The organism is Streptomyces sp. B1866 (genome assembly GCF_031932565.1).
Classification (GTDB): Bacteria; Actinomycetota; Actinomycetes; order Streptomycetales; family Streptomycetaceae; genus Streptomyces.
Map to the genome: position 1 here is coordinate 1 of NZ_JAVSCF010000177.1, position 13,528 is coordinate 13,528.

Genomic DNA, 13,528 nt, shown 5'->3' on the forward strand with positions numbered 1-13,528 from the left:
CTGCTGGACAACGCCCGGGACGCCGCTCAGGTGCGCCCCCTCCTGCCCGGCACCGAAGGCTGCGCCGCGCTCATCACCAGCCGCCACCGCATGGTGGACCTGGCCGGTGCGCACCTGGTCGACCTGGACGTGATGAGCCCGGAGGAGGCACTGGTCCTCTTCACCCGGATCGTCGGGCAGGAGCGGGTCGGCGCGGAGCGCGAGGCCGCCATGGACGTGGTCGCCGCCTGCGGCTTCCTGCCGCTGGCCATCCGCATCGCCGCCTCCCGCCTGGCCTCCCGCCGCACCTGGACCGTCTCCGCCCTGGCCCGCCGGCTGGCCGACGAGCGCCGCCGCCTGGACGAACTGCGCGCCGGAGACCTCGCCGTCAAGGCCACCTTCGAACTCGGCTACGGCCGGCTGGAACCCGCGCAGGCCCGCGCCTTCCGCCTCCTGGGCCTGGCCGACGGCCCCGACATCTCCCTCACCGCCGCGGCCGCCGTCCTCGCCATGCACCCCGACGACGCCGAGGACCTGCTGGAGACCCTGGTCGACACCAGCCTCCTGGAGTCCGCCGCCCCCGGCCGCTACCGCTACCACGACCTGGTCCGCCTCTTCGCCCGCGCCTGCGCCGAACGCGACGAGACCCCCGCCGAACGCGAGGCCGCCCTCTCCAGACTGCTGGACTTCTACCTCGCCACCGCGGCCCAGGTGTACGCGCTCCAGCGGCCCGGCGACCGCCTGGTGGACTTCCTCGCCCCGACCCGGTACCCGGGACTGGACTTCCAGGACCCCAAGACGGCCCTGGACTGGCTGTACTCCGAAGCCGAGTGCCTGCTGGCCTGCGCCCGCCAGTCCGTCGGCGGCGACCTCCTCCGCCGCTCCGCCGACCTGCTGCTCACGGCCAAGGACCTCGCCGAATCCGGGGCCAACGCACCCCGGCTCGAAAACGTTGCCACCGTGGTCAGCGAGGCCGCGCGCACGGCGGAGGACCTGCGGACGGAGGGGCGCGCACGCCTGGCGCTGGCCAACGTCTACGGCCTGACCGACAAGTTCGGCAAGGCCGGCGAGGAGTCACAGCGGGCGGTACTGCTGGGCACCGCCGCCGAAGACCCCATGACCGTGGGCCGGGCTCTCACCGAGCGCGGCATCAACGTGTCGCTCGGCCGACGCGACCTGGAGGACTCGGAGAAGGACTCGGAGGCGTACCTCCTCCAGGCGATCGACATCTTCCGCTCCCTCGGCGACCGGCCCTGCGAGGCCAGCGCGCTGTGCAACCTGTCGCGCGCGCACGTCGAGACGGGCNCCGGCGGCGACCTCCTCCGCCGCGCCGCCGACCTGCTGCTCACGGTGACGGATCTCGCCGAATCCGGGGCCGCCGGACATCGGTACGAGAGCGTGGCCACCCTGATCGGCGAGGCCGCGCGGGGGACGGGTGACTCCTGGGCGGAAGGGCGCGCGCGGTTGGCGCTGGGCAACGCCCACGTGGTGACCGGCAGGTCCGACCGGGCCGACGCGGAGACTCAGCGGGCCCTGCTGCTGGGGAGTGACACGGAGGACCCCGTGATCCTCGGCCGTGCCCTCGTCACGCTGGGAACCAACGCGCTCGTCCGGCGGAACCCGAGGGCCGCGGAGGCACACTACCGTCAGGCGCTCGACTCCTTCCGCGCCGTCGGCGACCGCCCCGGCGAAGCCGACGCCCTGTGCATCCTGTCGCGCGCGCACGTCGAGACGGGCCGCCTGGACAGCGGTGTGGAGCTGGCCCGGCGCGGAGCGGCCATCTACGAGAGCCTGGGCCGCACCGTACGCCTGCCCAACGGCAAGTACGCGCTGGGCGTCGCCCTGACCCGCGCGGGCCAGCCCGCCGAAGCGCTGGACCAGCTCGCCGAAGCCCTCGCCCTCTTCCACGACTACCGGCAGCCGCTGTGGGAGGGCATGGCCCACCAGCNACCTGTTCCAGGAGAACCGGCAGCCGCTGTGGGAGGGCATGTCCCACCAGCGACTGGCAGAGGCCCACCTGGACCTCGACCACCCCGCGCAGGCCGCCACCCACGCCGAGCAGGCCCTCGCCCTGCGCGGCATCGGCGGCGAATGGCGCCGCGCCATCGTCCTGACGGTGCTCGGCAAGGCCTTGTACGGTCTGGAGCAGACCGGCCGCGCCGGAGCCTGCTGGCGCGAGGCACTGGCCATTCACGAACAGCTGGGCACGCCCGAAGCCAAGGTCGTGCGCGCCCTGCTGGAGCCCGTGGCCGCCGCATGACATCCCCCGGCTCGGACGTTCATCAATCGTTTATCGCTACGCGGGAGTCTTGAGTCAGTCGATCCGTCCCCGCGGGGGGCCGACGGGTCGGCGTCAGGTCCGACCCGGAGGGTCCGGCCCTGAAGGGCGCCCGTCCGGCGATCTCGGGGGAGTCGCCGGCCGGGCGTCCTACTCGACTGCCCTTGCAGTAATGGAGTTGATCGTCATGAGTCAGGACAAGGACGCCAAGCCGGAATCCGACGCCTTCCGTCCGTTGGAAGGCCACCTCTCGCCCGCCGATTCCGTGGAGGCGGACGAGGGGCACCGCCCGGATCAGCGCCACGTCGTCGCGGACGAGGGGCACCGCCCGGGGCAGCAGCCCATCGCCACCGTGGAGGGGCACCGCCCGGGGCAGCAGCCCATCGCCACCGTGGAGGGCCACCGCCCGGGGCAACAGCCCATCGCCACGATGGAGGGCCACCGCCCGGCACTGCCGTCGCTCGCCGCCGAGGATCACCACCTCCCGGCGCACGATGCGGCGAGCACGCTGGACGGCCTGCGGCTGCCCGCGCCGCGCACCACTCCCGACCTGGAGATTCCCGCAGAGGGCTCCGTGGTCGTCGACGAGGGCGCGCCGCCGGCTCCGGACGCCGAGGACGAGGGTGAGGCTGAGGACGGTCTGGTAGGGGCCGATCTGGCCCCGCCCGGTGCGCAGAGTGAGACCCACTGGCCCTCGGGGGGTAAGGGCTAGGGACTGTTCGGACCGGGCCTGCCCGCCCGGTCCGCGACTTCCCCTCGATTCCGCCTGTTCCGCCGCGTAGCCGTGGGCTTTGTTCCCGGTGGGCCGGAAGCGAGGGGTGGTGCCCCCTGTGACGAGGGGACGGGGGACACGGGACGCGGAGCATGGTCTGGGGAGAGCGGCTCCGCGTCACGGGGGACACAGCACGGGGCCGATGTCGACGGCGCAGGAGGGGACGGCGTCGGCGTCGGCCCCGCTGCCGTATGCGCGAAACGGTGCCCTTCCCGCCAAGCTTCGGCGGCATCCGGCCAACCCCAGGCATATGCATTCATCGAGCATGTGTTCGCATGTCGAAATAGGTAAACATCCAACCTCGCAGGAGCGGAAATGTCTCACGTCAGAAAAACCCTTGCTGCCTCGCTAATCGCCGCCGCAGCCGTCGCCGGCATCGCCGTACAGGCTTCGGCCGTATCGATAGCAGGAGCGAGCGAGCGAACCACGTCCGTCGGCCCGGCGCGGCCCGGCACCGCCGTGGACGCGCCCGCCGACAGCCACCGGCCCGCCGCCCCCCGCTACGCGCCCGCCGAGGTCCACCGACCCGCCACCCCGGTCTACATCCCCACCGAGGTCCACCGGCCCACCGCCCCCCGCTACGCCCCGGCCGAAGTCCACCGGCCCGTCTGACTCTCCCGCGCCGCCCGGGAAGCGCGCAGCCGACAGGCCGACCGGGCGTCCGGCGGTTCCCAGAGCTTCCGTCCCTGACGGACGGGCTTGACCTTCACGTGGCGTCAAGGTCTACAAAGGCACGGATGCCGTTGACCTGGCCGCGAGAGGAGCCCGCCGTGCAGGTGCACGTCGTACTGCCGGACGAGTCGCCCAGCATGGGCGTGCAGGAGCTGGTCCGGCTCGCCCGGGAGGCCGAGGAGCTGGGGTACGAGGGCGTGTGGCTGCCCGACCACGTGCTTCCGCCCGGCCCCTACGGCCCCGACCGGTACGGCGGGGTGTACGAATCCCTGGTGACGCTCGCTTACCTCGCGGCGGCCACCGAGCGGGTCACGCTCGGCACGACCGTCGTCGTGCTGCCGCTGCGTGCTCCGCTCGTGCTGGCCCGGCAGGCCGCGACGCTGGCGCACCTCAGCGGCGGGCGGTTCGTGCTCGGCGCGGGCGTGGGATGGGAGGGGTACGAATTCGACGCGGCGGGGGTCGACTTCGGCAGCCGCGGGGCGCTGACCACCAGCTCCCTGCGGCTGATCCGCCATCTGCACGAGAAGGGGGGCGGCCCCTACCGGGACCGGTTCCACGCCTTCGACGAGCGCGCGGTGTTCCAGCCGGTGCCCGAGCGCCCGGTGCCGTTCCTCATCGGCGGCAACTCACAGGCCGCGCTGCGCCGCGCCGCCGAGCTGGGCGACTGGTGGCAGGGGTTCGCCCTCGGCCCCGAGGAGTTCTCCGAGCGGCGCGCTGCGCTGCGCGAGCTGAGCGGCGGGCGGCCGGTGGCGGCCGGGGCCCGGATCTCCTGGGACGACGACGGCCCCGGCGGGCGGACGGCCGACGACCTGCGCACCGAGGCCGACGCGTGGCAGCGGGCGGGCGCCGACCATCTGTCCGTGTGGTTCGGGTCGGTGGCGGAGGACGGCTTCGGCCGGCGCATGCGAGCGCTGGCCGCGCGGCTGCCGGGACGCGCACGCGGCTGAGGGCCTGGCCGCGCGGCGGCGCAGGGCCCGGCCGGCGCGGCGGCCTCGGGCNCCCTCTTCCACGACTACCGGCAGCCGCTGTGGGAGGGCATGGCCCACCAGCAGATGGCAGAGGCCCACCTGGACCTCGACCACCCCGCGCAGGCCGCCACCCACGCCGAGCAGGCCCTCGCCCTGCGCGGCATCGGCGGCGAATGGCGCCGCGCCGTCATCCTGACCGTGCTCGGGCGGGCCCTGTACGGCCTCGGACAGACCGGCCGCGCCGAAGCCTGCTGGCGCGAGGCACTGGCCATCCACGAAGCACGTGCGTCGCAGGAGGCGGCGGAGGTCCGCGCCCTGCTGGCGCCCGTGGCCCCGGCCTGACCGGCCGGGGCAGCCGGCTACGCGCCGCCCTTCTGCTGCTGCTTCTTCTCCTCCGCGTCCTGGATGACCGCCTCGGCCACCTGCTGCATGGACAGGCGGCGGTCCATCGACGTCTTCTGGATCCAGCGGAAGGCGGCGGGCTCGGTCAGTCCGTATTCCGTCTGCAGGACGCTTTTGGCGCGGTCGACCAGTTTGCGGGTGGTGAGCCGCTGAGAGAGGTCGGCGACCTCCTTCTCCAACGTCTTCAGCTCGGTGAACCGGGAGACGGCCATCTCGATGGCGGGCACCACGTCGCTCTTGCTGAAAGGCTTCACCAGGTACGCCATGGCGCCCGCGTCGCGCGCCCGCTCGACCAGTTCGCGCTGGGAGAAGGCGGTGAGCATCAGGACGGGCGCGATGCGCTCGGCGGCGATGCGCTCGGCGGCGGAGATGCCGTCGAGGACGGGCATCTTCACGTCCAGGATGACCAGGTCGGGCCGGTGCTCGCGGGCCAGCGCCACGGCCGACTCCCCGTCACCCGCCTCGCCCACGACGGAATAGCCCTCTTCTTCCAGCATCTCCTTCAGGTCGAGGCGGATCAGCGCCTCGTCCTCCGCGATGACGACACGGGTGGTGGTCGGGGGGATGTGCGACGTGTCGTCCGCGGTGGTGGGAGGCTTCTCGTCGGGGGCGTCAGCGGCGCTCACTGTGCTCCTCGCTTCCGGGCAGGTGGGGCACCCTGAGCCTACCTAGCTCCTGTATGGTGGACCCACAGCAGGTGCTCGGCCACCTGCGATTGCGCTGGCCCCGGTAGCCCAATTGGCAGCAGGCAATGGATTCAAAACCCATACAGTGTCGGTTCGAGTCCGACCCGGGGCACTCTCCTTTTTCTCCGTCCGTCACCTGAACGCGTCACGCGCGCGCCGCGGACCGGAGCGGGTGGCGCCCCGGCTTGGCGGCCGTCCACGGCTGTGCCCGGCTCACTCCCGGTCCCGCTGCCCCGCGGCGCCCTCCCCGATCCGGTGCACGCGGACCAGGTTGGTGGAGCCCGGGACGCCGGGCGGGGAGCCCGCGGTGATGATCACGACGTCGCCCGGGCGGCAGCGGCCGATGCGCAGCAGCTCCTCGTCCACCTGCGCCACCATCTCGTCGGTCGAGTCCACCCGGGGGCCCAGGAAGGTCTCCACGCCCCAGGTCAGGTTGAGCTGCGAGCGGGTGGCGGGCTCCGGGGTGAAGGCCAGGAGCGGGATGGGCGAGCGGTAGCGGGACAGGCGGCGGGCGGTGTCGCCGCTCTGGGTGAAGGCGACGAGGAACCGCGCGCCGAGGAAGTCGCCCATCTCGGCCGCCGCGCGGGCCACGGCGCCGCCCTGGGTGCGCGGCTTGGTGCGGTCCGTCAGCGGGGGCAGGCCCTTGGCCAGGATGTCCTCCTCGGCCGCGGCCACGATCCGGCCCATGGTCTTGACCGTCTCGACCGGGTGCTTGCCCACGCTGGTCTCGCCGGAGAGCATCACCGCGTCCGCGCCGTCGATGACCGCGTTGGCGACGTCGGACGCCTCGGCGCGGGTCGGGCGGGAGTTCTCGATCATCGAGTCGAGCATCTGGGTCGCGACGACGACCGGCTTGGCGTTGCGCTTGGCGAGCTGGACGGCGCGCTTCTGGACCATCGGCACGGACTCCAGCGGCATCTCCACGCCGAGGTCGCCGCGCGCGACCATGATGCCGTCGAAGGCGTCCACGATCTCGGCGAGGTTCTCCACGGCCTGCGGCTTCTCGACCTTCGCGATGACGGGGAGGCGGCGGTTCTCCTCGGTCATGACGCGGCGTACGTCCACCGCGTCGGCCGCGTCGCGCACGAAGGACAGGGCGATCACGTCGGCGCCGGTGCGCAGGGCCCAGCGCAGGTCCGCCACGTCCTTGTCGGACAGGGCGGGGACGGAGACGGCGACGCCGGGCAGGTTGAGGCCCTTGTGGTCGGAGACCATGCCGCCCTCGATGACGATCGTGTGCACGCGCGGGCCGTCGACGCCCAGGACCTCCAGGGTGACGCGGCCGTCGTCCACCAGGATGCGCTCGCCCCTGCTGACGTCGGCGGCCAGGCCCCGGTAGGTGGTGCCGCACTGGAAGCGGTCGCCCTCGACCGGTTCGACGGTGATCGTGAACTCGTCGCCGCGTTCAAGCAGTACAGGCCCTTCGCGGAAACGGCCCAGCCGGATCTTCGGGCCTTGAAGGTCCACGAGCACGCCGACGTTGCGTCCGGTCTCGGTGCACGCCTTGCGCACCCGGCGGTACCGCTCCTCGTGCTCGGCGTAGGTGCCGTGGCTCAGGTTGAAGCGGGCCACGTCCATTCCGGCCTCGATGAGTGCTTTGATCTGCTCGTACGAGTCGGTCGCGGGCCCCAGAGTGCAGACGATCTTCGCTCGGCGCATGAGTCGAGCGTACGGCTTACCCACTGGTAGATGACGGCGAAGTGCCCACCTGGCCATGGCCATTGGGTGGCAGCTTTCTGACAACTAATGAAACGTGCGCCGCCGCGCTCCGCTGAGCGGGGCCCGCCGGGCCGCGGGAGCCGCGGCGGGCCGGGCTACAGCGCGGGCGGGGTCATGACGAAACGTGCGTTGACGTGCGCGTACACCGTCTGGCGAAGCGGTTCGAGGTCGAGCGGCGGGGCGTCGGACTCGGCGGCGGCGCCGTAGGCCATGAGCGACCGGGTGCGCACCGCGGAGTACGGTTCCGGGCTCTCGGCCCCGATGTCGGCGAGTTCCACGAGCGCGACGATCCGGGCGCCGAGCGCGTCCGCGTACTCCCGCGCGCGCCGCACCGCCTCCCGTACCGCCTGCCGCCGCGCCTCGCCGTGTGCGGGCGAGTCGGGGCGCAGGGCCCACCACGGGCCGGCCACGCTGGTCAGGTCCAGGCCGGCGAGGCGGGTGGCGAGTTCACCGAGGGCGGTGAAGTCGGCGAGGGTGGCGGCGGTGTGGACGCTGCCGTGGTAGGCGTGCACGCGCTCGTGCCGGCCCTTCTCGGTGAGCTGCGGGGTGAGGCTGAAGGAGCCGGTCTCCAGCTTCTCGACGGCCTCGCCGTAGGACCTCACCAGGTCCAGCGCCCGGGCGTTGCGCCGGGTGAGGTCCTCCAAGGTGGCGCGCCGGTCGGTGCCGCGCGCGCCGACGGTGACGGCGATGCGGGCGATCTCGGGCTCGACCTCCAGCCGGGCCTCGCCGCGGACGGCGACGCGCGGGGCGTCGGGGGTGCCGTACGGCGGCGCGGCGGCGCGGTCCGGGGTGGTCTCAGGGGTCTGGGGCGGGTACGGCGGCTGGTGCCGCGGCTGGTCGGCCATGACCCCAGCATGGTGCGCGCGCCGGGCGGGTGGCGAGCGGTACGCGCTCCCGCCCCGCCGCGGCTCCCGCCCCGCCGCGGGCTCCCGCTCTCCCCGCGCGGGCCGCTCGTCGCGGGAGACCGGCCTTACGCGCGCGTGGACACCAGGCGCTCGCCGCCCCAGCCCGGCGGCGGCTCCCCGCCGCCCGGCCCCGGCCCCAGGCCGAAGGTGGTGAACGCGGTGCGCACCGGCGCCGGGTACAGCGCCCCGCCCGTCACCGAGTTGAGGATGCCGGCGGAGCGCCAGGCGGCCAGGCCCAGGTCGGAGGCGCCGACGCCGTGGGTGTGGCGCTCGGCGTTCTGCACGTACACCGAGCCCTTCACCACCGGGTCGAGCTCCAGGCGGTGCCGCTCGTCGACGCACGGGCGCCCGGCGGCGTCGCGGCGCAGGTACGGGCCGAGTTCGGCCAGCAGGGTGTCGGTGCGGCGCTCGCGGTAGCCGGTGGCCAGCACGACGGCGTCGGTGACCAGGCGGGCGCGGGTGCCCTGCTGGAGGTGTTCCAGGTGCAGTTCCACGCGGCCGGCGGACGCCCGGCCGGCCGTGCGCACGGTGACGCCGGGGGTGAGGACGGCGCGGGGCCAGCCGCCGTCGAGGGTGCGGCGGTACAGCTCGTCGTGGATGGCCGCGAGGGTGTCGTGGCCGATGCCCCCGTCGAGCTGCCACGGGCCGGACAGCAGCCGGTCGCGCTCCGGCTCGGGCAGGGCGTGGAAGTAGCGCGTGTAGTCGGGCGTGAACCGCTCCAGGCCCAGCTTGCCGCACTCCGCGGGCGCGAACGCGGGGCCGCGGGCCAGCCAGTGCAGGTCCTCCGCGCCGGCCGGCCGCGCGCGCAGCAGGTCGAGGAAGACCTCGGCACCCGACTGGCCCGCGCCGACCACGGTGACGTGCCCGGCGGCCACCAGCCGTTCGCGGTGCTCCAGGTAGTCGGCGGCGTGCAGGACGGGCACGGCGGCCGCGTCGGCGAGCGGCCGCAGCGGCTCCGGCACGTACGGCTCGGTGCCCACGCCCAGCACCACGTGCCGGGCGGCGACCGGGTCCAGGGCCACGGCCTCGCCGTCCTCGTCGAGCCGGGTGACCTCGACCTCGAACGCGCCGCGGTCGGGGCTCCAGCGCACGGCCTCGGCCCGGTGGCGGAAGTGCAGCCCCGGCAGCTGTTCGCTGACCCAGCGGCAGTACGCGTCGTACTCGGCGCGGTGGATGCGGAACCGCTCGGCCACATAGAACGGGTACAGCCGCTCGCGCGCCTTGAGGTAGTTCAGGAACGACCAGCGGCTGGCCGGGTCGGCGAGCGTCACCAGGTCCGCCAGGAACGGCACCTGGAGCGCCGCGCCGTCCACCAGCAGGCCCGGGTGCCAGTGGAAGGCCGGTTCGCGCTCGTAGAAGGCGGTGCGCAGGCCGGGCGCGCCGTCGGCCAGGGCGGCCAGCGACAGGTTGAACGGGCCGATGCCGACGCCGACCAGGTCCAGGGGCGTCTCGGGGTCGTCAGGAACCGGGGGCGCGGGGGGTTCGGCGGTGCTCATGGGCGGTGCTGCCTTCCACGAGGTGCGGGAGCGCGGTGAGGTCGCTGGGCCGGGTGCGGGGGTTCGAGGCGGTGGCCGTCAGCCACCGCCCCTCGGGGACGGCCGTACCGCCGAGCACGGCGCGGTCCTCCGTCGGCTGGGGGCGGAGGGCACGGGGGCCGTCGGCGCCGCCCGCGAGGGCGTGCGGGCGGTCGGCCCCGTCAAGCGGGCACAGGCACGGTGTGCCCCTCGTGGTGTCGAGGTCGAAAAGGGTGTCGAGGTCGGGACGTCGGCTGCTCTTCCACGCTACGGGGCGGTCGGGCGGTCTTCCCGGGTGCCGGGATCTACTCCACCCGTACGTGGGAAACGCGCCGTACGGGACGCCGGGTGCGGGCGGGCGGCCTCGCGCGGGCCGGGCGGGCGCGGCGCCCGGGCGGGTCCGGGGGCGGTCACGCCTCTCCGTGCCGCTCCCGGACCCGCAGCGCCCGCCGGACGTCGTCCACCTGGTCGGCCAGTCCCCGGTGCAGGGCCGGCAGGGTGCCGGCGCCGGCCAGGCACTCCTCGGCCAGCCGCAGGGTCTCGCCGTCCACCGTCGTGGGGAAGCCGAAGCGGGCCAGGGCCGCGGCGATGGCCGGGCCGCGGCGGGCGGCGAGGGCGACGGCCGACGGGAAGTAGCGCGGCACGTAGTCGGTGAGCAGGGCGTGCTGCTCGGGCTGCCAGAATCCGGCGGCGGTGGCCGTGAACAGGTAGTTCGACAGCTCGCCCGCGGGGTCGAACAGGGCGGCCCACGCCGCGTCCTTGGCCGCGGCGTCGGGCAGGGCGGCCCGGCAGCGGGCGGCGCTCTCCTGGCCGGTGGCGCTGGGGTCGCGGGCGAGTTCGGCGGCGATGTCGGCGGCGGTGGCGGCGCCGAGGACGGCCAGCCGGCGCAGGACCTGCCAGCGCAGGTCGGGGTCGAGGGCCGGGCCGCCGGGCACGGTGTCGCCGTCGAGCCAGTCGAGCAGTTCGGCGGCGGCCGGGGCGCCGGCGCTGTCCACGAAGGTGCGTACGGCCGCGAGTCGCAGGCCGGGGCCGGAGCCGTCCTCGGTGCGGCGCATCAGGTCGCGGCAGGTGGCGGCGATGACGGCCAGGGCGGCGGGGCGGCGGGCGGGCGGCAGGAAGCGGTCGGCGACCTGGCCGCGGGCGAAGGCGAGGACGCCCTCCACGATGGCGATGTCGGTCTCGTGCGGCAGGTGGGCGCGGACGGCGTCGAGGTAGGCGGCGGGCGGGAGTTCGCCGTCGCGCACCATGTCGCGGGCGGCGTTCCACACCACGGCGCGGGTGACGGCGTCGGGCAGGCCGGACAGCGAGCGCTGGGCTGCGTCCCAGGAGCCGGTGTCGAGCCGGACCTTGGCGTAGGTGAAGTCGCCGTCGTTGAGCAGCAGCAGGTCGGGGCGGGGGCCGGTGAAGGACAGGGTGACGGTCTCGCCGTCGCCGGGCGGCAGCTCGGCCTCGACGCGGTCGCGCAGCTGGAGCTTGTGCGGGGCGGCCGGCTCGTGGTCGTACAGGCCGATGGCGATGTGGTGCGGGCGCGTGGTGCCGCCGCCCTGGTGGCGGATGTCCACGCTCCACCGGCCGCCGTTCGCGGTGACCGCGGGTGTGAGGGTGTCGACGCCGGTGGTGCGCAGCCACCGGTCGGCCCAGCCGTGCACGTCGCGCCCGGAGGCGTGGGCGAGGGAGTCGAGGAAGTCGGCGAGGGCGGCGTTGCCGAAGCGGTGGCGGGCGAAGTGCTCGTTGATGCCGGCGAGGAAGGCGTCCCGGCCGAGCCAGGCGACGAGCTGGCGCAGCGCGGAGGCGCCCTTGGCGTAGGAGATGCCGTCGAAGTTGAGGCGGGCGGCCGCGGTGTCGGGCACGTCGGCGGCGGCGGGCGCGACGGGGTGGGTGGAGGCGCGCTGGTCGGCGTCGTAGCCCCAGCTCTTGCGGCGGACGCCGAAGTCGGCCCAGATGTCGGTGAAGCGGGTGGCCTCGGTGGTGATCTGGTAGCCCATGTACTCGGCGAAGGACTCGTTCAGCCAGATGTCGTCCCACCACCGCATGGTGACCAGGTCGCCGAACCACATGTGGGCCATCTCGTGGGCGATGACCATGGCGCGGGTCTGCCGGTCGGCGTCGGTCACGGCGGAGCGGTAGACGAACTCGTCGCGGAAGGTGACCAGGCCCGGGTTCTCCATGGCGCCGGAGTTGAACTCGGGGACGAACGCCTGGTCGTAGGAGTCGAAGGGGTAGGGCTCGGCGAAGATCTGGTGGTAGCGGTCGAAACAGCGCCGGGTGACGGCGAACAGCTCCTCGGCGTCGGCCTCCAGGTGCGGGGCCAGCGAGCGGCGCACGTGCAGGCCGAAGGGTATGCCGGCGTGCTCGGCGTGTATCGAGTGGTACGGGCCGGCGGCGACGGCCATCAGGTAGGTGCTGATGGGCGGGGTGGGGGCGAGGCGCCAGCGGACCGGGTCCGGGCCGCCGGCGGTCCCGTCCCGGGTGGCGACGCCGTTGCCCAGCACGGTCCAGTCGGCCGGGGCGGTGACGGCGACCTCCAGGACGGCCTTCAGGTCGGGCTGGTCGAAGGCGGCGAACACCAGGCTCGCGTTGGCCTCGCAGCACGCGGTGTACAGGTACGTCCGGCCATCGGCGGGGTCGGTGAAGCGGTGCATCCCCTCCCCGGTGTGCGAGTAGCGCATGTCCGCGGTGACGGTCAGCTCGTGCTCGCCCTCGGCGAGGCCGGTGAGCGCGAGGCGGCCGTCGGCGAGGGCCGCCGGGTCCAGCTCCCGCCCGTCCAGCTCGGCGCGGCGCAGGGCGGCGGGCCGCAGCTCGGCGAAGGTGTCCGCAGCCGCCTCGCGCACGCTGAAGCGGATGGTCGTGGTGGAGCCGAACACCTCGTCGCCGCGGGTCAGGTCGAGGTCGATGAGGTAGCGGTGGACGTCGAGGAGGCGGGCTCGCCGCTGCGCTTCGTCGCGCGTCAGTACGGACATGGGGACATGCTGCCGTATGCCCCGGGGGTGGCACACGGGGAAAGCGGGGGTTGCGCCGGGCGCCGGGCGCGCGACCGGGCGCGCGACCGGCGCCGGGTCGGCGTCGCGGGGTGCGCTGGCCGGCCGGAGGCGGGAGGGTCAGGCGCGGGCGATGGTCTCGTGNTGGCCGGCCGGAGGCGGGAGGGTCAGGCGCGGGCGATGGTCTCGTGGTGCCGGATGACCTCGGCGATGATGAAGTTGAGGAACTTCTCCGCGAAGGACGGGTCGAGCCGGGCGCTCTCGGCGAGCCGCCGCAGCCGCTCGATCTGCCGTGCCTCGCGCGCCGGGTCGGCCGGGGGCAGGCGGTGGGCCGCCTTGAGGTAGCCGACCCGCTGGGTGCACTTGAAGCGCTCGGCGAGCATGTGGACGACGGCCGCGTCGATGTTGTCAATGCTCTCGCGCAGCCCGGTGAGCTCGGCGCGCACGGATTCGTCCACTCCGTCGAGGGTGCCGGCGGCCCCGTCCGCGGGGGCCGTCCCGTCGGCGGGGACGCGGGGGGCGGTGTCGCTGATGTCCATGGGGTCCGACCCTATGCGGCGAGGCGGCGGCCCGGGAGGGCGCGGCGGGCAGGCAGGGGCGGCCCGCGCCCCGCCGGGGGCGGACGGGCGGCCACGGGCCGGGGCCGTGCGGCGGG

General features: G+C 74.5%; 10 protein-coding genes, 1 tRNA gene and 1 pseudogene. 6 read left to right on the forward strand and 6 right to left on the reverse strand.

The window, feature by feature from the left end:
• The 5 genes and pseudogenes from RKE29_RS21025 to RKE29_RS21045 all read left to right on the forward strand — a co-directional run.
• A partial coding sequence (locus RKE29_RS21025; protein ID WP_312007059.1) for an NB-ARC domain-containing protein occupies positions 1-2,292 on the forward strand: 2,292 nt, incomplete at its 5' end.
• Positions 2,293-2,444: 152 nt separating this feature from the next.
• Entirely contained in the window at positions 2,445-2,969 is a 525-nt protein-coding gene (locus RKE29_RS21030; protein ID WP_312007060.1) for a hypothetical protein, read from the forward strand.
• A 375-nt stretch (positions 2,970-3,344) separates the two neighbouring features.
• Complete coding sequence (locus RKE29_RS21035) at positions 3,345-3,641, forward strand: hypothetical protein (RefSeq protein ID WP_312007062.1); 297 nt, start codon at positions 3,345-3,347, stop codon at positions 3,639-3,641.
• Between the two features lie 125 nt (positions 3,642-3,766).
• Positions 3,767-4,648, forward strand: a complete 882-nt coding sequence (locus RKE29_RS21040; protein ID WP_312007063.1) for a TIGR03619 family F420-dependent LLM class oxidoreductase — start codon at positions 3,767-3,769, stop codon at positions 4,646-4,648.
• Between the two features lie 54 nt (positions 4,649-4,702).
• Positions 4,703-5,011: pseudogene (locus RKE29_RS21045) on the forward strand (AfsR family transcriptional regulator); the annotation flags it as partial.
• A gap of 17 nt (positions 5,012-5,028) precedes the next feature.
• Here the strand turns inward: RKE29_RS21045 and RKE29_RS21050 are convergent.
• Positions 5,029-5,697, reverse strand: coding sequence for a response regulator (locus tag RKE29_RS21050; RefSeq protein WP_312007064.1), 669 nt, complete (start codon positions 5,695-5,697; stop codon positions 5,029-5,031).
• A gap of 97 nt (positions 5,698-5,794) precedes the next feature.
• Here RKE29_RS21050 and RKE29_RS21055 point away from each other — a divergent pair.
• Positions 5,795-5,869, forward strand: a tRNA-Leu gene (locus tag RKE29_RS21055).
• A 101-nt stretch (positions 5,870-5,970) separates the two neighbouring features.
• Here RKE29_RS21055 and pyk read toward each other — a convergent pair.
• The 5 genes from pyk to RKE29_RS21080 form a co-directional block, all read right to left on the reverse strand.
• Positions 5,971-7,416: a pyruvate kinase gene (gene pyk, locus RKE29_RS21060; RefSeq protein ID WP_312007065.1), complete on the reverse strand. Its 1,446-nt coding sequence runs from the start codon at positions 7,414-7,416 to the stop codon at positions 5,971-5,973.
• 155 nt (positions 7,417-7,571) lie between these two features.
• Positions 7,572-8,321, reverse strand: coding sequence for an SIMPL domain-containing protein (locus RKE29_RS21065; RefSeq protein ID WP_312007066.1), 750 nt, complete (start codon positions 8,319-8,321; stop codon positions 7,572-7,574).
• Between the two features lie 125 nt (positions 8,322-8,446).
• On the reverse strand, positions 8,447-9,877 hold the full coding sequence (locus tag RKE29_RS21070; protein WP_312007067.1) for a SidA/IucD/PvdA family monooxygenase: 1,431 nt from the start codon (positions 9,875-9,877) through the stop codon (positions 8,447-8,449).
• A gap of 428 nt (positions 9,878-10,305) precedes the next feature.
• Positions 10,306-12,855, reverse strand: coding sequence for an aminopeptidase N (gene pepN, locus RKE29_RS21075; protein WP_312007068.1), 2,550 nt, complete (start codon positions 12,853-12,855; stop codon positions 10,306-10,308).
• A gap of 185 nt (positions 12,856-13,040) precedes the next feature.
• Positions 13,041-13,412, reverse strand: coding sequence for a chorismate mutase (locus tag RKE29_RS21080; RefSeq protein WP_312007069.1), 372 nt, complete (start codon positions 13,410-13,412; stop codon positions 13,041-13,043).
• Between the last annotated feature and the right edge of the window lie 116 nt (positions 13,413-13,528).

Coding starts and splice junctions, on each gene's coding strand:
- RKE29_RS21035 (WP_312007062.1), top strand. CDS start 3,345: ATGTCTCACGTCAGAAAAACCCTTGCTGCCTCGCTAATCGCCGCCGCA.
- RKE29_RS21070 (WP_312007067.1), bottom strand. CDS start 9,877: ATGAGCACCGCCGAACCCCCCGCGCCCCCGGTTCCTGACGACCCCGAG.
- pyk (WP_312007065.1), bottom strand. CDS start 7,416: ATGCGCCGAGCGAAGATCGTCTGCACTCTGGGGCCCGCGACCGACTCG.
- RKE29_RS21040 (WP_312007063.1), top strand. CDS start 3,767: ATGCCGTTGACCTGGCCGCGAGAGGAGCCCGCCGTGCAGGTGCACGTC.
- RKE29_RS21030 (WP_312007060.1), top strand. CDS start 2,445: ATGAGTCAGGACAAGGACGCCAAGCCGGAATCCGACGCCTTCCGTCCG.
- RKE29_RS21065 (WP_312007066.1), bottom strand. CDS start 8,321: ATGGCCGACCAGCCGCGGCACCAGCCGCCGTACCCGCCCCAGACCCCT.
- pepN (WP_312007068.1), bottom strand. CDS start 12,855: ATGTCCGTACTGACGCGCGACGAAGCGCAGCGGCGAGCCCGCCTCCTC.
- RKE29_RS21080 (WP_312007069.1), bottom strand. CDS start 13,412: ATGGACATCAGCGACACCGCCCCCCGCGTCCCCGCCGACGGGACGGCC.